The organism is Thalassospira sp. GB04J01 (genome assembly GCF_000751115.1).
Taxonomy (GTDB): Bacteria; Pseudomonadota; Alphaproteobacteria; order Rhodospirillales; family Thalassospiraceae; genus Thalassospira; species Thalassospira lucentensis.
The window spans coordinates 59,707-78,797 of the sequence record NZ_CCDX020000019.1 but is presented as its reverse complement, the minus strand read 5'-3'; the positions used below and the strand labels follow the sequence as shown (position 1 = coordinate 78,797).

Below are 19,091 nucleotides of genomic sequence, written 5' to 3'. Positions count from 1 at the left end.
TAGGGTGGTTTTCCAAAAAATGCATGAAAAGCTGTACGGATATCTCAATGCCTTCAGATCACTCAGGTTTTCGAAAATTAAACACATAAAATAGTGTTATATAAAATTAAAACACATAAAAAATGTATTGAATTTTTTAATCTCCACACTCATTGTCAGGGTTAACCAATAGAAACCCTTTAGAGGATCGACGATGTTTCCCATCAATCTGGACCTGACGCGGCTTTCGGTCGCATTGGTCGGCAACGGTCAGCCCACGCTGAACCGTTTGCAACAGCTTGACGGTGATGGGGCGAAATACGTCACCGTCTATTCTGAAGACCCGATACCTGAACTGGCCCGACAGGCTGGTGACCGGCTGCATCGTTATTTGCCAAATTCGGCAGATGTCAATGCGGCGTCCATTATGTTTATTGTCGACCTTGGCGAAGAAAAGTCCGCCGAGTTGGCTGCCATTGCCAAGGCGGTCGGCACAATTGCCAATGTCGAAGACGTCAAGGAATACTGTGATTTTTTCTCGCCAGCGCGCGTTCAGCGTGGTGACCTGATGATCACGATTTCGACCAACGGTCATAGCCCAAGGTTGGCCGGACGCATCCGGCGTGCGATTGAAAAATGGCTGGTGCCAAGCTGGGAACAGCGATTGCGCGAGCTCTCCGATCAGCGCGAAAAATGGAAAGCGTCGGGGGCGGACATGCCGACATTGCTGAAAAAAACCGACGAATATATTGATCGTCGTGGATGGTTGCCATGAATGTAATGCGTGAAGAAGACATCGTCACCGGCGGGTCCATGTCCGTCGAGGAGGCGACTGATCGTGCGGCGGACTTGATGAAGCGTTACGGCCACTTGCAGGGCGTTTCGCTGATCGAGCCGATGGTGCATGAAGAATTCAACGGCAAAATCACCATGACCTCATCCTTCGGGACAGAGGCCGCAGCACTGCTTGCGCTGGTGGCCGAGGTTGATGCTAACCTGCCGATCATTTTCCTTGATACCCGCAAGCTGTTTGGTGAAACCCATACGTATCGCGAAAAGCTGGTCGATCAGCTTGGTCTGACCAACATCAAGATCATGCGTCCGGACGAAAACAAGCTCAAAGCAGATGACCCTGACGGAATGCTGTTTGCATCCGATGTGGCGAAATGCTGCTATTTGCGAAAGGTTGAGCCGCTTCAACGAGCACTCACGGGCTATGACGCATGGTTGACCGGACGTAAGCGTTTCCATGGTGGGGAACGTGACGCGCTTCCAGCGATTGAAACGGCTGGTACGCGGATCAAGATCAACCCGCTGGCCGGATATAAGCCCGAAGATATCGATGATATTTTTGAGCATCGCGCACTTCCGCGTCATCCGCTTCAGGCCGAAGGGTTCCTGTCCATCGGGTGCATGCCATGCACCGATCGGGTTGATCCGGGCACAACCGATGTGCGTGCGGGCCGTTGGGCTGGGCAGGATAAAACCGAATGCGGTATCCATTACATTATCTAAACATCTCAACGTCGGATATTAGAGCCACAAACGGCCACCTGTGACCAGGTGGCCGTTTTGGGTATAACTTATGGTTCAATTCGTGTGAAACCGGCGTCCTTTTAAAATCCGTCAAAATTACCCCATATTTCATTGAAAAATAAAAAGACATGTCACGTTGCTTTGTGACCCGTCATGCGTTTTTGTTCGTATGGCTCGTTAATCCGATGCTCGTAAAGCTGGTCGAATATGAACCGGTAAGGCTCGGACTGGTTGGACGAAAAGGGCAAATCAACAATGAAAGTAGCGCAAGCAGAACTGCTTGACGTTTTGACAATTGGCATGTTCGAACAACTGCCTGTCAATGTACGCAAAGCAACGAATTTACGTAATTTCTCGGCGGTTTTCTGTGATCAGAATACCGATTTGTCGCAAGAAGCGATCATTACACTGCGCGCAGCCGCGACCCACGATCTTTTTCCGATCTATTGGTTTGGTGAAAATCCACCGGAATTTGTCGATGGTGCCTTTCCCGAAGTTAGCCATCAGTTCCTCCATGAAGCAACCCGCGACGCTTATGAAAAACTAAGCCGGATTGCAAAACTTGGCAGTACACGCCCAAAGGAAGACCGCGAAGGGCTGAATGTTCTGGGCTACCTTGCAACCCGCCAATGTGACGCGGTGCCTGCATGGGCACCCGGAAGCCGATCCTCCGTGGCATATTCGCGACTTCGCCCTGATCTGGCATCGCGAAGCCTTTTGACGCAGTTGTACCGGCAAGGGCTACTGGAACGTGACTACTGGCGTAAAACCCACCTTTGTGGCCGTTGCGGCTCATCGCGTTTGAATGTTGCCGAAAATTGCCCGGAGTGCCGGTCGTCGGACTTACAGGAACTCGACATTGTTCATCACTTTTCTTGCGGACATCAGGGACCACAAGATGCCTTTCAATTAAGCGCAGGTGGCAGGATGATCTGTCCGTCCTGTGAGCAAAACCTGAATCATTTCGGGGTAGATTATGACAAGCCCGGACGTGTCGAAAAATGCGGCAATTGCCATGCCGTCACCGAAAGCCCCGATGTATATTTCGAATGCCTTGACTGTGCCGAACTGACGCTGAGCGACGAGGCCCCGCAACGCGACTGGTATCACTACCGTCTTTCCCAGGCAGGCCGCGAAGCCCTGTTGCTGGGCCGGTTGCCGGTCCCCGGTCTTGAAAATGCGCTGGGTGAGTTTGAACCTTCTAAGGATTACGCGACCTTTGTCGCCCTTCTTGACAACGGGTTGAGTACGGCACAGCGTTATGGACGCCCGTTTAGCATCGCGGCCGTCAGGATTAATACCGGACAGGATGATCTGGCTCAGCCCGTCCGGTTTGACAGTGCCATGCGCGAAACGTTGATCAAGCTGCTACGCGAAACTCTGCGGGACTCAGATTTCCTGTATGCGGCCGGTGATCAGATTGTGTTTGCCTTCCCCGAAACCGATGCCAGCGAATTTGATGCCATTGTCCGGCGTATTGACGATGGTCTTGGCAAAAATCTTACCGGCCATCCCGATTATCGCTTCGAAGACTGGTCCGACCGTTCCGTGCGCGACATCTTGCGCGAGGTTCGTAATGTTCGCTGATGGTATCAATTATCTGATATCACTAAGCTTTCCGGCATTTTTTGCGATGTTCTGGCATTTCTTTTTGCTGGAGTTGCCACGGTTCATGCTGGCCGGGATTGCGGTCTGCATTGCGACAATTTTCAAAAAGCCGGACGGCCTGCCGCGTAAGCCGTTGAACCGTCCTCGTATCTCGGTTCTGCTGCCTGGCCATAATGAGGCGGAATATCTGCCGCGTGCCATCATGTCGATGCGCGAACAAACAGTGCGCCCCGATCAAATCGTGATTGTGGATGATGGCTCGACCGATAAAAGTGTGGAGGTCGCCAATATCCTGATGCGCGACGGTCTGGTCGATGTGGTTCGGACAAGTCAGGTTCGCGGTGGAAAGTCGGCCGCGGCCAATCTTGGTCTGGCGGAATGCACGGGTGATATCGTGATCATTGCAGATGCGGACACCACCTATGACTGCAACGCGTTTGAGGAATTGCTAAAAGGGTTCGACGACCCGAAAACCGGTGCGGTTGCCGGAAACCTCGGTGTACGTAATCCAGAAGTTTCACTTGCGACCCGTTGGCAGGCTATTCAATACCAGATTTCTATCGGTTTGGGTCGGCAGGTGTCCGATATGCTTGGCGTCTTGTTTATTGTGTCAGGTGCCTTTGGTGCCTTTCGCCGGCAGGCGCTTGAACAGGTTGGTGGCTGGTCGGTTGGTCCCGGCGAAGACGCCGAACTGACCAACAAAATCCGCCGTGCCGGATGGCGGATCCGTTTTGCGCCCGACGCATGGAGTTTGACCGATGTTCCCGAAACTTTCGGTCAGCTTGTGCGCCAACGATTGCGTTGGGACAGATCGCTGGTGCGGATGCGTTGGCGGCGCTACAGGGTGTTTCTTGATCCGACAGATGCACAGTTTCGTCTGTCCAATGCGTTGGGAACCATCGATATCCTGTTCTTTCAGGCATTCCTGTCGCTGTCATTCGTGATTTATCTGATTTGGCTTTTTGAAGTCTATGGCAGCTTTGGCTGGATCATCGCGGTTGTGAACCTTCTGGCTTATTCGGCGTTTGGGATTATCGGGTTTGCAATGGCCCAAATTGCCAGTCCGCGTCCGGCAATCGGGCGACTTTGGCTGTATGTCATTGGCTATGGGCTATTTAATACGCTGTTCCTGCGGTTTGTGCGACTTGTCGCCTGCTTTGACGAACTGATTTTCCGCCGGTCCTTTGATGACAACTACGTGCCGCGTCGTGTGCGACATGCCGCGCGTGAAACCCGTGCAGATAATAAGTAGTCGAGAAAATGAAACTTAAAAATCACCGACCATCAACCCGATTGATCCGCGAGCCGCGCGCCATCCCCAAAAAGCGCAATCTTGGGCGCTGGATTTATGTTGGCTTGCTTTTGCTTGTCGGGCTTTGGGTCTTTGATGTCTTTTTTGGGCAGTTCTTCTTTCTGCGTGGCAATGGTCTTGTTATTGCGCGCCCCTATGTGGTGGCCAGCGAATATATCGGGACGGTGCGCGATATCGCCGTGCGTCAGGGTGACCGCGTTGAACGCGGCGATGTTGTCGCGCATTTAAGCTCACGCGAGTATGATGAAGAACTGGCACGGTTGCAGTTTGAACTGGCAACCCTGTCTGCCGACCGCGCGCGCATGACCAGTAAGATCGGCGGGGCACGCCAACTTGTTGAACTTGCGCGCAAACGCCTGAAATCGGCGGCTAAATTTCGTACACGTATGGAAACCGGGCTCGAGGACGGTGTTGCAACTGGCACGGCGTTAAATACGGCCTATGAACGTGAATACACCGCGCGCGAGGACCTTGAACAGATTACGTCCGATATCACCTCGCTTCGCGCGGAACTCGGTGCTCTGTATCAACAGATTGATCAACGCTATGTGCTGATTGACAGGATTGAACGCTCCTACGACGAAGGACGGCTTGTTGCACCGGCTAGTGGCATTATTACCGAACTTTCAGCAATTGAAAGCAGCGTGATCCGCCCGGGCAATCCGATCATTAAAATTGCATCGGGGAAGCCCTATGTTTTGGCGTATTTCGAAAACGGATCGCTGTATGAACTCGAACCGGGGCAGGCCGTCACCATGCATTACGGCACCAAAACCCTGCGCGGGACGGTGACGTCGCTTTTGCCGGTATCAGAACAATTGCCCGAAGAATTCCAACGATCTTTTCAACCGACCAGTCGGGCCCAGATTGCCGAGGTCAAAATTGCCGATGATGCACATCATCCACCGTTGTTTGCCAAGCTCGACATTGGTGGCGGCCTGTTTTCATCTGTTCATCGCTTGTTTGACTGGATGCTCAAAACATAAAGATGACGGCCAAAATGCTTTGCCACAACACCAACTCGCCCACGCAATCAGATCGTAATGCCCTGCAATTTTCGGAACAATGTCACCGCATAACGGTCCGTCATGCCTGAAATGTAATCCATCACCCGCATCAGCCGGCTGTAAAGGTCTGGCGCGTCGGTAATCTTGCCCGACAATAATTTATCAATGCGGTCTGCCTGTGGCGGCAGACGTTTGCCGTGATTGATGTGTTCGTCAATGTCGATGGCAGCGCGGACAAAGCTGTTGAGCAGGCCATTGATGACCTCAAACCCGGCCATCTCAATCGGCAGGACATGCGGCGCGTTATAAATCTTTTCGACCGCGAGTTTTTTACAAGCCTTGGCATCAACGCCAAGTGGTGTGTTGGCCAGAAGGTCCCCTTCAATCGTGCCAGTCAAAAGCGCATCTTCATTGGCGATAAATGCATCAACCGCCGCCTTGACCAGATTGCCAATCGCCTTGCCCCGCAGGAACCCGATACGATCATTTTCTGATTTTTCGGTGTACCAGCTTTCCGTGCGCAAATCGGTCCAGCGTTGATTGGCATCCCCATCATATTTATCAGGATGGCGCGCAATCGGGGCCAGGGCCCGCTCGACTTCCTCAAACGTCACACATCCCAATTCCCAGCCATCTTCAAGATCAACCACGGAATAGCAAATATCGTCTGCCGCCTCGACCAGATAGACCAGCGGATGACGCCGCCACGCGCCATCAAACCCGTCCAACGGTGACATGCCACATACTTTAGCGATGGCAGATGCAATATCGCGTTCGGCCTGATAGTAACCCGGTTTTTTAAGGCCGGTATATTCACGACGACGACTGTCAGGGACCGATGTGCTGCGCGGATATTTGATAAAGCTGCCCAGTGTGCCGTATGTCAGGTTCAACCCCCCGTCAAACCGCTTCATCTCAAGCTGGCTGATAATCCGCAACCCTTGGGCATTGCCCTCAAAATGGCGCAGGTCTTCAAGTTCCGGTCCCGACAAACGCGATGTCAGTTCATCCTTGGCCAACCGCGATGTGGTGAACCATTCATTGATGGCGTCTTCGCCCGAATGGCCAAACGGAGGGTTGCCTATGTCATGGGCAAGGCAGGCTGCCTGCACCATATAGCCGATATCAGCGACGGTTGTTTCACTGTCTTCGGGCAACTGTTTGACAATATGCGCGCCGGCCATCAGGCCAAGCGACTGGCCGACAGACCCGACCTCAATCGTATGGGTCAGGCGGGTATGGACATGGTCATTTTCCGACAGCGGATGGACCTGCGTTTTGTTTTGCAAACGCCGGAACGAGGATGAAAAAATCACCCGGTCGACATCAATCTGAAACGGACTTCTGCCATCCGGTGTTGGATAGGGCGCACCCTCGGGCAGGCGAATTTTGCCATCCCGAAATTCCAGCCGATGTGATGAAAGAAGATTTTCCCAGCGCATTTTGTCACCGGGGGCTTGCGACGCCAATGTCATGGCGGTGCGACTCCCTGTCCGTATCAAACCAATGTCCTTGCGGATGACTTTAGCGGTGTGGGGAGTCGGGTGCAATCAGACAAAGCCGATTGCACCAAGTTATTGCCTTAAACCCGGCTGGGCTTAGCCAAACAACCAGCTGCGCGGATTATCAATCGGGCGACCATTAAGGGCACGTAAAAGACCAATGACGTTGCGCCCGACAAACCATGCGGTGACGAAAAGCCCCATAAGCCCGACAACAGCCCAGCCAATAAGCGGGATCCAGCCAATCACAAAGGTAAAGAACCCAAGGACGATGGCATAGAGGATGCTGATCCAGAAGGTGCGAATTAGGAACGTGTAATGGCTGTTGGTCCAGTGATCGTCGTCTTCACGTGCGACATAGGACACGATCAGCGCAATCAACCCGGTGGCAAAGGCGGTAAACAAGGTCGCAATCATCAAGCCATAGCAGACAAGGGCGGTATTGCCGCCACGTTCATCGACAAAGCTTGGTGCAGTGTTAAAGGACGCGTCCTGACCGTGCATTTGGTCGTTCATAAAGATAATCCTGTATCGTTTTTGCAATCCCCATTGCGTCTATTCAACATATAGCGAGAAAGTTTAAAAATGCTATCTCTGGTTGGCGGTACTGCGATCCTGTTGCGATTGGCATATGCGGTAACGGGAATTTTACGGCCATAATCCCTGATTATGCCTCGACTCTTGGGATTATCTGCCTACATTTGGCGCCATATCATGAAATGACCGAGAATGAGGATCGTCGTATGTCCGACTATGATTTTGATTTGTTTGTTATTGGTGCCGGATCGGGCGGTGTGCGTGCGGCCCGTGTTGCATCCGGCTATGGGGCCAAGGTCGCCATTGCCGAAGAAAGCCGCGTTGGCGGCACTTGCGTTATCCGGGGCTGCGTGCCCAAGAAACTGTTGGTCTATGGCGCGCATTTTGCCGAGGATTTCGAAGATGCATCGGCTTATGGCTGGGCCCTTCCCGGCGAGCCGACCTTTAGCTGGAAAACCCTGATCGCCAATAAGGACAAGGAAATTGATCGCCTGAACGGCATCTATCACAAGCTTCTGGCCGGATCGAACGTCACACTGTTTGAACATCGTGCGACATTTAAGGATGCACATACCGTTGTCGTCGATGGCAAGGACGTCACCGCCGAACGTATCCTGATTGCAGTGGGCGGCCACCCGACCACGCCAGACATTCCCGGCGCCGAACATGCGATCACCTCGAACGAGGCATTCCACCTTGAGGAACAGCCAAAACGCATCGTGGTTGTTGGCGGTGGTTATATCGCGGTCGAATTTGCCGGTATTTTTGCCGGTCTCGGATCACAGGTCACCCAACTTTACCGCAGCGAACAAATCCTGCGCGGCTTTGATAACGACATCCGTAATCATCTGGCCGAGGAAATTGTTAAAAAGGGTGTCGATCTTCGGGTTAACACCAATGTCACCGCGATTACCAAACAATCGGACGGGACCCTGAAACTGACTTTGACCGGCGGCGGCGAGATGGAGGTGGACGCCATCATGTTCGCCACCGGACGCGCACCCAACACCAAGGGGCTTGGGCTTGAACAGGTCGGGATTGACACCAAGGACAATGGTGCGATCAAAATCAACAAGGGTCTGCAAACCAGTGTTGAAAACATTTATGCCGTCGGCGATGTCACCGACCATGTCCAACTGACTCCGATTGCGATCAAGGAAGGCATGGCCTTTGCCGATACCATCTATGGCGGCAAACCATCCGCGATGTCGTATCACGCCATCCCGACAGCTGTTTTCAGTCAGCCACCGGTTGGCACGGTCGGCCTGTCCGAAGAAGAAGCACGCGCCAAGGGCGGTGAAGTGGTGATTTACAAATCCACCTTTAAGCCGATGCGCCATACCCTTTCGGGCCGCGATGAAAAAACGCTGATGAAGCTGATCGTTGATAAGACCACCGACGTTGTGCTTGGCGCACACATGGTCGGACCGGACGCGGCGGAGATCATTCAGGGTATTGGCATTGCGGTGCGCATGGGGGCAACCAAGGCCCAGTTCGATCAAACCGTGGCGGTTCATCCTTCGGCGGCCGAAGAATTTGTGACGATGCGCTTCCCGGTTGGCGATTAAATATAACCAAGGAAGCTGGATGTGATCCCAAGGCGACATTCATTGATCAGGATGTCGCCTTTTTTGTCTCCTGATATTGGTCAAAACGCCAACAGCGCGTTATCGACGACCTCTTTCATGACAAAAAATGTCCGCGTTTGGCGTACACCGGGCAGGGCAATCAGTTGATCGCCGTGCAGATGGTTGAAATCCGCCATGTCGCGCACGCGGATTTTAAGGAAATAATCAAAATCCCCCGCCACCAGATGGCAATCAAGGATAAACGGCAACGCGCGGCAGGCGGCTTCGAACGCGCCAAAGCTTTCTGGTGTTGAGCGATCCAGCACTACTCCGACCATGACCAACGCGCCGCGATCTACTTTGTCGGGCGCGATCTGAGCGCGGACGTTCTGGATATAGCCGTCTTCGAACAAACGCTGGGTTCGGCGGTGGCAAGTTGCGGCACTGACATTAACCCGTTTGGCGATTTCCGCGTTGCCTATGCGGCCATCTTGCTGCAAGAGGCGTAAAATCTTGTAATCAATCTTGTCTAGCTCTGCGGACATGAAATATTCTTTCACTTTTATGTTATATTTCGGAAGAATATCCATATTAAATGGTCAAAGTAAGTCTTGGGCGGAAATTATTGTCTTAAACTCGAGAGCACCTTTCATATTGGCTGCGCTAGCCTAAAGACGGTTCCAATCCGTTTTCAGGGAGTGCCCGATGAATTTGAACAAGTTTGAAAAATACCCGCTGACCTTTGGCCCGACGCCGATTGAATCTCTGCCGCGTTTGTCCGAACATCTTGGCGGTGATGTTGCATTGTATGCCAAGCGCGAAGATTGCAATTCCGGTCTGGCTTTTGGCGGTAACAAGGTCCGCAAGATGGAATATATCGTGCCTGATGCGATCAAATCGGGTGCCGATACGTTGGTGACGATTGGTGGCGTGCAATCCAACCACACACGGCAGGTTGCCGCGATTGCCGCGAAGATCGGCATGAAATGCCGTCTGGTTCAGGAAAGCTGGGTGCCATTTAACGACGCGGTTTATGACCGGGTTGGCAACATCCTGATGAGCCGCGTCATGGGGGCGGAGATTGAGCTGGTCGATGAAGGTTTCGATATTGGTATTCGCGAAAGTTGGGAAGCCGCCCTTGCCGATGTAAAGGCCAAGGGCGGGGTGCCTTATCCAATCCCGGCTGGCGCATCGGTGCATAAATATGGCGGTCTTGGCTTTGTTGGCTTTGCCGAAGAGGTCCGCGCCCAAGAAGCCGAGCTTGGCTTTAAGTTTGATTATGTCGTTGTTTGTACCGTTACCGGGTCAACCCATGCGGGGATGGCGGTTGGCTTTGCTGCCGATGGTCGGGCGGACAAGGTGGTGGGGATTGATGCGTCCGCCACGCCAGAACAGACCCGTGAACAGGTTCTGGCAATTGCACAGAAAACCGCCGATCTGGTCGAGCTTGATGGTGGCATTTCGGATCGCGACATTACACTGATCGAGGATTATGCCTATCCACTGTACGGTGTACCGTCCGATGAAACCAACGACGCGATCCGTCTTTGCGGTCGTCTTGAAGGCATGATGACGGACCCGGTTTACGAAGGAAAATCGATGCAAGGCATGATTGATCTGGTGCGCAAGGGCTATTTCCCCAAGGGATCTAAAGTGCTTTATGCCCATCTTGGCGGGGTGCCTGCGATTAATGCTTATAGCTATCTCTATCGCAACGGCTAGCACGGATAGATAATATTGGATGGCAAAAATGAACAAAGGCGGAGCCTGTTGGCTCCGCCTTTGTGTGTTAGCGTCCGGTAATGCCCGGGAAGATGATCAGCAGGGCGACGGCCAAAATCTGCAAACAGATAAATGGCAGCAATGATTTGAAAATATCGCCCAGTGATATGTCGGGGGGCGCTACGGATTTAAGGTAAAACGCGGCGGGCCCGAACGGCGGTGACAGGAAGCTGACCTGCATGTTCATGGCAAACAGCACCCCGAACCAGATCGGGTCGTAACCGAGGTCTTTAACGATCGGGACAAAGATCGGCATGGTCAAAAGCGCAATGCCGACCCAGTCAAGGAACATCCCGAGGATAAACAGGATCAGCATCATGAACAGAATGATGGTGGTTGGGTCGTCCGAAATGCCCGTAATCAGGGCCGAAACAAACTTGATCCCGCCCATCAGGTTAAACACGCCGACAAGGGCGGATGCGCCAATCCCGATCCAGACAATCATGCCACAGGTCGAAAGTGTTTGAAGGGCCGCACTTTTAAGCATCGCGAGCGAAAATTCACGCCGGACAATGGTCGATGCAATAACCCCGGCAACCCCAACGGCCGATGCCTCGGTCACGGATGCGATGCCGCCATAGATCGAGCCAAGAACACAGAACACGACCAGCATCGGCAAGAACAGACCTTTAAGCAGACGCAGTTTCTCTTCGCGCGGGATATGTTCGGTTTTCGGCGGTGGGGCAATGTTTTTGCCGGTATAAGAACGGAACAGGATATAGGCGACATAAAAGCCCGCCAGCATGAAGCCCGGAATAAAGGCCGAGGTAAACAGATCACCAATAGATACGTTTGCCGTCAGACCATAAATAATCAGGACAATCGATGGCGGGACCATGGTGCCAAGCGACCCACCGGCACAAACCACCCCGATAGCAAGGTTTTTATCGTACCCCTGACGCAGCATCTGGGGCAGGGCAAGCATGCCAAGCAACACGATTTCGCCACCGATAATGCCACTCATCGCAGCAAGAATGACGGCAACAAAGATCGTCTGAACCGCAACCCCGCCCTTAAGACGCCCGCCAAACAGGCGCATGGCATCAAACAGATCGCGGGCAATGCCCGATCGATCAAGGATGGCCGCCATCATGACGAACATCGGGACGGAAACAAAAACAAAGGATGAAACGAATGAAAATACCCTGCTGGTGATCAATGGCACCGCCATCGGGCCAAACCAGCCAAGGGTGAATATAAGGGCGATCAGAAGCGTTACGAACGCAAGCGGCATGCCCGTTAGAAGAAAACCAAGCAGCAGGACGAACATGGCAAGTGTGCCGTATTCAATGCCTAGGGACTGTAATTCAAACATTTAATCTATCCTGTCGCGCCGATCAGATGGGTGACCGTGCAATGACTGATGGGGGTATCAACTTGAAACGGGTGTCATTCTTTCGCGGTCGCGGTCGCGGGCATGACAGGCGTTTTGCGGACATAATTGATGGCATGTATCAGAAACTGAACCACCAGCAGGATCAGGATCACCAGCAAGAACAGTTTCAGTATGCCCGGATAGGGAGCGTTAAACGCACTTCCTGTGGTTTCAAAATGAATGTCACCTGTCGGGGTGAGTGTTGCGCGTTTGACCATAAGCCATGCCGCCCAGGCAAAGAAACCCGATGCCGTCATGCAGACAATCGAAATGGCGACATCAAGGGATTTGCGCATTTTCGGCCCGACAATGTCATAGAAAATGACAACCCGGATATGTTTGTCGCGCGCGGCACAATAAAGCCCGCCGAACACAAAGCCGATGGCAGACAGGAAGGTCGTTGTTTCATGGACCCACAGGGTGGGGCTATTGAAAACATGACGCATGAAAATTTCAAAAATCAGAATGCCCATGGCAAGTATGAAGCCATAGGCAAAAACCGAACTAACCTTATCCACTGCGTGACCCATCAGGCCGGAAACTTCCGGAACCTGTTCGGGGAGTGCATCAGGTACGATGCTTGCGGGGATATCATTATGTGTCGGGTCTACGGGGCTGACAGCCATATTCAGCATTCCTTGCGATGCGGTGAATACAATCCGGCAACAGGGAGGACCTCGTCACCCGGTATCGTCTCTTATACAGGATGCGGCCGGATTGTATTCAAGTCGTTACCGGCGGACATGATCCATGCCGCCGGTAAACCATCTTGTGATCAAAAGATTAGATCATGCCCTGTGCGGTCAGGTATTTGACCAGGGTGTCATAAACGCGCTGTGCGTCTTCTGAACGTGCTGCCACTTTTTCCCACTGGCTGGTGGCAATCTGGCGGAATTTGGCACGCTCTTCGGCAGACCAGTTATGGATGGTGACACCACCGTCTTTACGGGCAGCAGCAACAGCTTCCATGTCTTTCATCGCAAGACGTGCGTCCATGTCATGGGCAAGATCACGGATGGACATTTCCAGGATGGCCTGGAGGTCTGCTGGCATCGAATCCCATTTGGTCTTGTTGACCGAAACTTCCAGCATCGGCATGGAATGGAAGCCCGGATAGACAGGATGTTTGGCAATGTCATGCAGGCCCATCGCCTGGTTGGTCGAGAACACGGTCGCATCCGCCGCATCAATCACTTTTTTATCAAGGGACGTAAAGACTTCGGACTGCGGGATATTCACCGGCGAAGCACCAGCTGCGGCAAATACCTGCTGTACCATGCCTTCCGGGGCGCGCATTTTCAGGCCCTTAAGATCGGCAACGCCATCAAGCGGGACCGATGATACAAAGGCTTCGAGGCCCGGAGTAACGGCACCGATGAACTGCAAACCACGTGGGTTCAAAAGGCTGTTCATCAGTTCTTTGCCGCCGCCATATTCGACGAAACGCAGCATTTCAGATGGTGCAGACCATGCACCGACCGGGTTTGCAATCAGGCCGAAAGCCGGATCTTTACCGGAGAAATAGCTGGTGTCGGTGATGTGGCCGTCAAGAATGCCGGCCGCGATGGCATCTTGTGTTTCAGCATGTTCAACGATCGAGTTGACCGGAAGCATTTCAACTTCAACACGGCCACCGGTCATAACGCCAACGCGTTTTGCCCAGTCCTGTTCCAATTCAAAGTTTGGAACGCCAGCAGAGTCACTCGACTGCATTTTAAGGGTGAATTCCTGCGCACTGGCCGAAAACGGGGCCGCTGCAATCAGGCTGGCAATAAAGGTTGCTCCTACGAGCGATTTAAGGGTCTTGGTCATGTATCTTCTCCCTGGAATACCGGTTTTCCGGTGGTGTTTTCTTTGACAAAGGAAGGACTGCTGTTTTCGCTGGCCTTTAAACGTTCGGTGACCGTGGCAACAACAGTATCGATCGGGGCGTCTATCGAGACAGTCACGCAGTTCTCGTCCGGCCCCGGCGGTTCGAGAACTGCAAGCTGACTATCTAGCAGTGCGGACGGCATGAAATGCCCTACCCGGCTTTCAAGCCGCGTTTGGATCACATCACGTGTGCCGTCCAAAAACACAAAAGTCGCCGGGTTGAGTTTCCGGCTTAAAAAATCGCGGTAGCTTTGCTTGAGCGCAGAACAGGCGATAAAAACGGTGTCTGAACACAGGTCCGACGCACGGGTGATCGCCTGTGCATGGGCCGCATCGGCAACCGCGGCTAGCCATGGCCAGCGCATGTCATCGGTAAGCGGTTTGCCGCTGCGCATATGTTCGACGTTTTCAATCGGATGATGATCGTCGGCATCAAGCCACTGGCTGTGGGTTGCCTTCGCAACGCGCCGGGCGATTTCGGTTTTTCCCGACCCCGAGACGCCCATAATAACGACATAGCTGATCTGCCGATCCATCAAGATATTTCCGCCCGACTCTTTTTTATCAGGGCAGCTTTACGCTTTGTTTGCCCTGTTGTTTGCGATGTTAGCGCTAACATAATGTTAGCGCTAACATCGAGTCAACAGCCTAATTCACAAGAGACTTGTCCATTATCAAAAGACGTAATAAATGTAAGGGTATGAGGAAACGCAAAGGGGCCGGGCGGCCAACAATTGCTGATGTTGCCAACAAGGCCGGGGTCAGTACCATCACCGTTTCACGCGCCTTGCGCGATCCATCAATGGTGTCCGATCATCTGCGCCGTAAAATCAATAATGCGGTGCGAAAACTCAATTATGTGCCCCATTCGCATGCCAGTGCGCTGGCATCAACGCGATCCAATATTATCGGTGTGATCGTGCCGTCGCTGACCAACAACGTCTTTGCCGAAAGTTTGCGCGCGATTTACGACGCGTTTGGTCAGGGCGCGTTTCAGGTCCAATTGGGCAACTCGCGCTACGTCCCGGCAGAAGAAGAACGACTGGTGCGCACCTTTTTGGGGCAGCGCCCGTCGGCGATGATTGTTGCCGGGACCGATCAGACAGATGTAACCCGTCAATTGTTGGAAAATGCCGAATGTCCGGTGGTGCAAATCATGGATGTTGGCGATGACCCGATTGATATGATTGTTGGCTTTTCGCATTTTGAAGGCGGCAAGGCCGCCGGGCTTCATCTGGTACAGCAAGGGTACAAACGCATTGGTTTCCTTGGTGCGCGTATGGACCCAAGGTCATATCGCCGTCTTGAAGGATTTAAGGAAGCCCTTCAGTTCGGGGGGCGCTATGACCCTGACCTGATTATGACCACCACCTTATCGTCAAGTGTTTCACTTGGGGCTGAACTGATTGGGCAATTTTGCGCCCGGCGTCCTGATCTGGACGCGGTTTTTTGTAACAATGATGACATGGCGCTTGGTGCCTTGTTTGGTTGCCAGAAGGCCGGGCTTTCCGTTCCCGACGACATCGGGATTATCGGGTTTAACGATCTTGAAATGATGGCGGCAGCCCATCCGTCGCTGACCTCAATCCGCACCGATCGTTATGCGATTGGCAGACATGCGGTTGAAATGATTCAATCCGTCCTTTCGGGCGAAACCCCGGACAAAAAGATTGTCGATCTCGGATTTGAATTGCAGGTCCGCCAAAGCACGTCACGTTCTGCAAAAGCTTAGTTTTCAGTCTTCTCAGGTGGCGAAAAGCGTGCGGAAAGTTCTTTCAGGGTGTCACGTGGTCCGGCGATTTTGATGCGTGTGCCTGTGGTGTCAAATAGCCGGTCCAGCACCGTGATGTCGCCCTGACCGCAGGCCTGTTCCAGCGTTCCGGCATCGGAAAATTCGGCAAAAAGTTCGGCTTCGCCTTGCGGGATGTAGTCGATAATCTCGGCTTCATTACAGGCGGCATTGGCCGCGCCGCTATAGGCGCGCACAAGCCCGCCTGTGCCAAGCTTCGTGCCACCGAAATAGCGTGTAACAATCACCGCGACATTGATCAGGTCGCGGCCTTGCAGGACCTTAAGACACGGAACGCCCGATGTGCCCGATGGTTCGCCATCATCTTTGCCATGTTCAATCAACTGTTCCGCGTCATTGAGATACCGATAGGCGGTGACATGGTGGTTGGCTTTGGGATGCTGGGCGCGCAGTTCACCGATGCGACTGGCAAGGTCTTCGTAAAAGACCAGTTCGGCCAGAAAGCGCGATTTCTTTTCTTCTGTTTCGGCAAATGCGGCGCGGGCGATTGTTTTCATGGATGCCTTGATAGCAAAGCCGGTGCATGATCGCCAGTGCGGACAAATTCCTAGAAGACGGCGAATTTGCCAATCAGGATTACGCCAAAGATGATCAGCATGACCAGAACCACCTTGCGGAAGGTGGCTGCGTCCATGCGGTCACGGACCATGCCGCCAAGCTTGGTACCCAAAAACACCGGCACCAGTCCAGCAAGTGAAATCCAGACAGAATCCAGCGTCATCAATCCCAGACGTGACAGGCCAAAGGCCATGACGATGCTTGATAAGCTAAAGGAAATGTTGATCGCCTGGATAAACCGTTTTGGATCAAGCCGGACAGAGAGCAAAAACGGTAACACCGGCATGACCTGTGATCCGGTGATGCCATTGACCAACCCGGTGGCGAAACCCGAAATCGGGGCAATGCGGTCGGCAACGCGATCTGACATCGGGCGACCGGGGCGCAACAGCGTAAACATCCCGTAATTCATCAGCACCAGTCCCAATATGGCCCCAGCCATCAGACCATCGACCATTTCAAGGACGGCAAGCCCGATCAGAAGTCCCGGAATGGTCGCCAGAAACATTGGCCAAAAGCGACTGACGGTTTCGCGAAAATGCCCGGCCTGCACCATGATAATACTGTTGCTGACCAATGACGGAATGATCACAAGCGGCATGGCGGCCTTTAACCCAATGCCAAGTGCCAGAATTGGCAGGGCCGATGTCGAGAACCCCAAGCCCGTCGCACCCTTTACGAATGCTGCAATAAAATAGGCGCAGGCAATAATGGCAATTGTTTCTATGGACATCGGGGTTTCCGGATGATGGTGGCGGGCGCGGCGCAGTGTGCCCTTAATCTTTGCGATGCGCAAATGGTCTGATGATTGCGGATTGGCGGATTCGCACATACATCAATGTCATGACCCTGAGTCAATCGGCGACCAGCCCATCGTAAATTGTTAGTCTTGAGTGGAATTTTGCGCGCTTTTAATGTGAGTTAGCAAAAAATTGCGGGTTTTTATCATCCTTAAGTCGAGAAGGGGTGGAAATGCGGTGGTAAAACCCGTATCAAGTTTGGCCCGGTTAAAAGACCGACCGGCACGGCGGAATTCCGCTGGGGAAGTGGATTTGTGTTATAATGCGGCATGACAATGATCATGCACGATTGAGAGGAAGCAAATGAGCAAGAGCTGGAGCATTGATAGCTGGCGCAACCTGCCTGTAAAGCAGATGCCGACTTATCCGGATGCACAGGCCCTCGGGGCCGTAGAGCAAGAGCTCGGCAGCTATCCTCCTTTGGTATTTGCTGGCGAAGCACGCGCGTTGAAAGAAAAGCTTGGTGCGGTTGCAGAAGGCAAGGCCTTCCTGCTGCAGGGTGGCGATTGCGCCGAGAGCTTTAAGGAATTTCACCCCAACAACATCCGCGACACATTCAAGGTGATGTTGCAGATGGCGGTTGTTCTGACCTATGGCGCGGCATGTCCGGTGGTCAAGGTCGGCCGTATGGCTGGTCAGTTTGCCAAGCCGCGTTCGGCCGATACCGAAACCATCAATGGTGTTGAACTGCCAAGTTATCGTGGCGACAACATCAATGGCATCGAGTTCACGCCAGAAGCCCGTATTCCGGATCCGCAGCGCCAGATCCGTGCCTATAACCAGTCCGCATCGACGCTGAACTTGCTGCGTGCGTTTGCACAAGGGGGCTTTGCTGATCTCAGCAAAATCCACCGTTGGAACCTGTCGTTTGTCGATGGCAGCCCGGCCGGTGAGCGCTACAGCAAAATGACCACCCAGATTGATGAGGCGGTTGCCTTCATGCAGGCGTGCGGCATTACGGCTGAAACCGCACCGCAAATGCGCGAAACCGATTTCTATACCTCCCACGAGGCACTTTTGCTGGGCTATGAGCAGGCATTGACCCGTCAGGACAGCTTGACCGGGGATTACTATGACTGTTCGGCCCACATGCTGTGGATCGGGGACCGTACCCGTAAGGCCGACGAGGCCCATGTCGAATTCTTGCGCGGTGTGAACAACCCGATCGGCATGAAATGCGGCCCGACGATGGACGAGGATGATTTGATCCGTCTGATCGATATTCTTAACCCGAAAAACGAAGCTGGTCGTTTGACCCTGATTGCCCGCATGGGCGCAGAGAAGGTCAATGATCATCTGCCGCGTCTGGTCAAGCGTGTTAAGGCCGAAGGCCGCAAGGTGGTTTGGTCGTGCGATCCGATGCATGGCAACACGATCAAGGCCACCAACGGCTATAAAACCCGTCCGTTCGACGCGATTCTGTCGGAAGTTAAATCGTTCTTTGACGTGCATAAAGCCGAAGGAACTCATGCCGGGGGTGTTCATTTTGAAATGACCGGAACCGATGTGACCGAGTGCATCGGTGGGGCACGTGAAGTCACCGTCGACAGCCTGTCGGATCGTTATCACACCCATTGTGACCCGCGCCTGAATGGCGGGCAGGCACTGGAACTGGCATTCCTGATGGCTGAGATGATCAAACAGGAACGCGATGATGCGCGTGAGCTGCTTGCGGCTTCTGCCTGATCTGTCTTGGGATTGATCTGTTATGGGCAAAGGCGTCCGGGAAACCGGGCGCCTTTGTTTTGTCGGGATGGCACATGGTGGACCGGTGTTTGGTACTTGGTACTGATGAGGTCGATGACATCCTTTAGACGTCAACTTTGAGGTCAGAACACGTTTTAC

18 protein-coding genes are annotated in these 19,091 nt (G+C 53.2%); 9 read left to right on the top strand and 9 right to left on the bottom strand.

What is annotated here, in order from left to right; genetic code table 11:
* The first annotated feature begins 193 nt into the window (after positions 1-193).
* From AMM48_RS19760 to AMM48_RS19745, 5 genes are all read left to right on the top strand, one after another.
* Positions 194-754 carry an NAD(P)-dependent oxidoreductase gene (locus tag AMM48_RS19760; RefSeq protein WP_102785472.1) on the top strand — a complete coding sequence of 187 codons (561 nt, stop codon included), beginning with the start codon at positions 194-196 and terminating at the stop codon, positions 752-754.
* Positions 751-1,494: a phosphoadenylyl-sulfate reductase gene (locus tag AMM48_RS19755; RefSeq protein WP_102785548.1), complete on the top strand. Its 744-nt coding sequence runs from the start codon at positions 751-753 to the stop codon at positions 1,492-1,494. Before AMM48_RS19760 ends, AMM48_RS19755 begins: the two co-directional genes overlap by 4 nt.
* Before the next feature lie 276 nt (positions 1,495-1,770).
* Positions 1,771-3,102: a hypothetical protein gene (locus AMM48_RS22235; RefSeq protein ID WP_158246496.1), complete on the top strand. Its 1,332-nt coding sequence runs from the start codon at positions 1,771-1,773 to the stop codon at positions 3,100-3,102.
* A complete protein-coding gene (locus AMM48_RS19750) occupies positions 3,092-4,375 on the top strand; it encodes a glycosyltransferase family 2 protein (protein ID WP_158246495.1) in 1,284 nt (427 codons plus the stop codon). Before AMM48_RS22235 ends, AMM48_RS19750 begins: the two co-directional genes overlap by 11 nt.
* 8 nt (positions 4,376-4,383) lie before the next feature.
* A complete protein-coding gene (locus AMM48_RS19745) occupies positions 4,384-5,421 on the top strand; it encodes an HlyD family efflux transporter periplasmic adaptor subunit (RefSeq protein WP_102785470.1) in 1,038 nt (345 codons plus the stop codon).
* Positions 5,422-5,468: 47 nt separating this feature from the next.
* Here the strand turns inward: AMM48_RS19745 and AMM48_RS19740 are convergent, their stop codons facing one another.
* Together AMM48_RS19740 and AMM48_RS19735 are read right to left on the bottom strand one after the other, a co-directional pair.
* Positions 5,469-6,917, bottom strand: a complete 1,449-nt coding sequence (locus AMM48_RS19740; RefSeq protein ID WP_244271322.1) for a deoxyguanosinetriphosphate triphosphohydrolase — start codon at positions 6,915-6,917, stop codon at positions 5,469-5,471.
* A gap of 123 nt (positions 6,918-7,040) precedes the next feature.
* A complete protein-coding gene (locus tag AMM48_RS19735; protein ID WP_102785469.1) occupies positions 7,041-7,460 on the bottom strand; it encodes a hypothetical protein in 420 nt (139 codons plus the stop codon).
* A 227-nt stretch (positions 7,461-7,687) separates the two neighbouring features.
* Here AMM48_RS19735 and gor point away from each other — a divergent pair, with 227 nt between their 5' ends.
* On the top strand, positions 7,688-9,049 hold the full coding sequence (gene gor / locus AMM48_RS19730; RefSeq protein WP_102785468.1) for a glutathione-disulfide reductase: 1,362 nt from the start codon (positions 7,688-7,690) through the stop codon (positions 9,047-9,049).
* 80 nt (positions 9,050-9,129) lie between these two features.
* Here gor and AMM48_RS19725 read toward each other — a convergent pair whose 3' ends face one another.
* Complete coding sequence (locus AMM48_RS19725; RefSeq protein ID WP_102785546.1) at positions 9,130-9,594, bottom strand: Lrp/AsnC family transcriptional regulator; 465 nt, start codon at positions 9,592-9,594, stop codon at positions 9,130-9,132.
* A 160-nt stretch (positions 9,595-9,754) separates the two neighbouring features.
* On the opposite strand from AMM48_RS19725, the gene AMM48_RS19720 reads away from it, so the two are divergent.
* Positions 9,755-10,771 carry a 1-aminocyclopropane-1-carboxylate deaminase gene (locus AMM48_RS19720; protein ID WP_102785467.1) on the top strand — a complete coding sequence of 339 codons (1,017 nt, stop codon included), beginning with the start codon at positions 9,755-9,757 and terminating at the stop codon, positions 10,769-10,771.
* Between the two features lie 67 nt (positions 10,772-10,838).
* Here the strand turns inward: AMM48_RS19720 and AMM48_RS19715 are convergent, their stop codons facing one another.
* The 4 genes from AMM48_RS19715 to AMM48_RS19700 all read right to left on the bottom strand — a co-directional run bounded on the left by AMM48_RS19715 (position 10,839) and on the right by AMM48_RS19700 (position 14,614).
* Positions 10,839-12,146, bottom strand: coding sequence for a TRAP transporter large permease subunit (locus AMM48_RS19715; RefSeq protein WP_022734044.1), 1,308 nt, complete (start codon positions 12,144-12,146; stop codon positions 10,839-10,841).
* Between the two features lie 74 nt (positions 12,147-12,220).
* A complete protein-coding gene (locus tag AMM48_RS19710) occupies positions 12,221-12,832 on the bottom strand; it encodes a TRAP transporter small permease (protein ID WP_102785466.1) in 612 nt (203 codons plus the stop codon).
* 157 nt (positions 12,833-12,989) lie between these two features.
* Positions 12,990-14,018, bottom strand: a complete 1,029-nt coding sequence (locus tag AMM48_RS19705; RefSeq protein ID WP_181951596.1) for a TRAP transporter substrate-binding protein — start codon at positions 14,016-14,018, stop codon at positions 12,990-12,992.
* The gene (locus AMM48_RS19700) at positions 14,015-14,614 is read right to left on the bottom strand and encodes a gluconokinase (RefSeq protein ID WP_102785465.1); all 600 of its coding nucleotides are present in this window, start codon (positions 14,612-14,614) and stop codon (positions 14,015-14,017) included. The genes AMM48_RS19705 and AMM48_RS19700 overlap by 4 nt, the downstream gene beginning before the upstream one ends.
* A 164-nt stretch (positions 14,615-14,778) precedes the next feature.
* Between AMM48_RS19700 and AMM48_RS19695 the strand changes: the two genes are divergently transcribed.
* Positions 14,779-15,810, top strand: a complete 1,032-nt coding sequence (locus tag AMM48_RS19695; protein ID WP_102785464.1) for a LacI family DNA-binding transcriptional regulator — start codon at positions 14,779-14,781, stop codon at positions 15,808-15,810.
* Here AMM48_RS19695 and AMM48_RS19690 read toward each other — a convergent pair.
* Positions 15,807-16,385, bottom strand: a complete 579-nt coding sequence (locus AMM48_RS19690) for a YigZ family protein (RefSeq protein ID WP_102785463.1) — start codon at positions 16,383-16,385, stop codon at positions 15,807-15,809. The genes AMM48_RS19695 and AMM48_RS19690 overlap by 4 nt on opposite strands.
* 50 nt (positions 16,386-16,435) lie before the next feature.
* Positions 16,436-17,179: a sulfite exporter TauE/SafE family protein gene (locus AMM48_RS19685; protein ID WP_102785544.1), complete on the bottom strand. Its 744-nt coding sequence runs from the start codon at positions 17,177-17,179 to the stop codon at positions 16,436-16,438.
* Between the two features lie 370 nt (positions 17,180-17,549).
* On the opposite strand from AMM48_RS19685, the gene AMM48_RS19680 reads away from it, so the two are divergent.
* Positions 17,550-18,932 carry a 3-deoxy-7-phosphoheptulonate synthase class II gene (locus AMM48_RS19680; RefSeq protein ID WP_102785462.1) on the top strand — a complete coding sequence of 461 codons (1,383 nt, stop codon included), beginning with the start codon at positions 17,550-17,552 and terminating at the stop codon, positions 18,930-18,932.
* Positions 18,933-19,091 lie beyond the last annotated feature (159 nt).

Bases quoted from the DNA above. Each gene is read 5' to 3' on its own strand.
- AMM48_RS19715 (WP_022734044.1), bottom strand. From the start codon at position 12,146: ATGTTTGAATTACAGTCCCTAGGCATTGAATACGGCACACTTGCCATG.
- AMM48_RS19755 (WP_102785548.1), top strand. From the start codon at position 751: ATGAATGTAATGCGTGAAGAAGACATCGTCACCGGCGGGTCCATGTCC.
- AMM48_RS19720 (WP_102785467.1), top strand. From the start codon at position 9,755: ATGAATTTGAACAAGTTTGAAAAATACCCGCTGACCTTTGGCCCGACG.
- gor (WP_102785468.1), top strand. From the start codon at position 7,688: ATGTCCGACTATGATTTTGATTTGTTTGTTATTGGTGCCGGATCGGGC.
- AMM48_RS19680 (WP_102785462.1), top strand. From the start codon at position 17,550: ATGAGCAAGAGCTGGAGCATTGATAGCTGGCGCAACCTGCCTGTAAAG.
- AMM48_RS19740 (WP_244271322.1), bottom strand. From the start codon at position 6,917: ATGACATTGGCGTCGCAAGCCCCCGGTGACAAAATGCGCTGGGAAAAT.
- AMM48_RS19705 (WP_181951596.1), bottom strand. From the start codon at position 14,018: ATGACCAAGACCCTTAAATCGCTCGTAGGAGCAACCTTTATTGCCAGC.
- AMM48_RS19750 (WP_158246495.1), top strand. From the start codon at position 3,092: ATGTTCGCTGATGGTATCAATTATCTGATATCACTAAGCTTTCCGGCA.
- AMM48_RS19700 (WP_102785465.1), bottom strand. From the start codon at position 14,614: ATGGATCGGCAGATCAGCTATGTCGTTATTATGGGCGTCTCGGGGTCG.
- AMM48_RS19690 (WP_102785463.1), bottom strand. From the start codon at position 16,385: ATGAAAACAATCGCCCGCGCCGCATTTGCCGAAACAGAAGAAAAGAAA.
- AMM48_RS19725 (WP_102785546.1), bottom strand. From the start codon at position 9,594: ATGTCCGCAGAGCTAGACAAGATTGATTACAAGATTTTACGCCTCTTG.
- AMM48_RS19710 (WP_102785466.1), bottom strand. From the start codon at position 12,832: ATGGCTGTCAGCCCCGTAGACCCGACACATAATGATATCCCCGCAAGC.
- AMM48_RS19735 (WP_102785469.1), bottom strand. From the start codon at position 7,460: ATGAACGACCAAATGCACGGTCAGGACGCGTCCTTTAACACTGCACCA.
- AMM48_RS19745 (WP_102785470.1), top strand. From the start codon at position 4,384: ATGAAACTTAAAAATCACCGACCATCAACCCGATTGATCCGCGAGCCG.
- AMM48_RS22235 (WP_158246496.1), top strand. From the start codon at position 1,771: ATGAAAGTAGCGCAAGCAGAACTGCTTGACGTTTTGACAATTGGCATG.
- AMM48_RS19695 (WP_102785464.1), top strand. From the start codon at position 14,779: ATGAGGAAACGCAAAGGGGCCGGGCGGCCAACAATTGCTGATGTTGCC.
- AMM48_RS19685 (WP_102785544.1), bottom strand. From the start codon at position 17,179: ATGTCCATAGAAACAATTGCCATTATTGCCTGCGCCTATTTTATTGCA.
- AMM48_RS19760 (WP_102785472.1), top strand. From the start codon at position 194: ATGTTTCCCATCAATCTGGACCTGACGCGGCTTTCGGTCGCATTGGTC.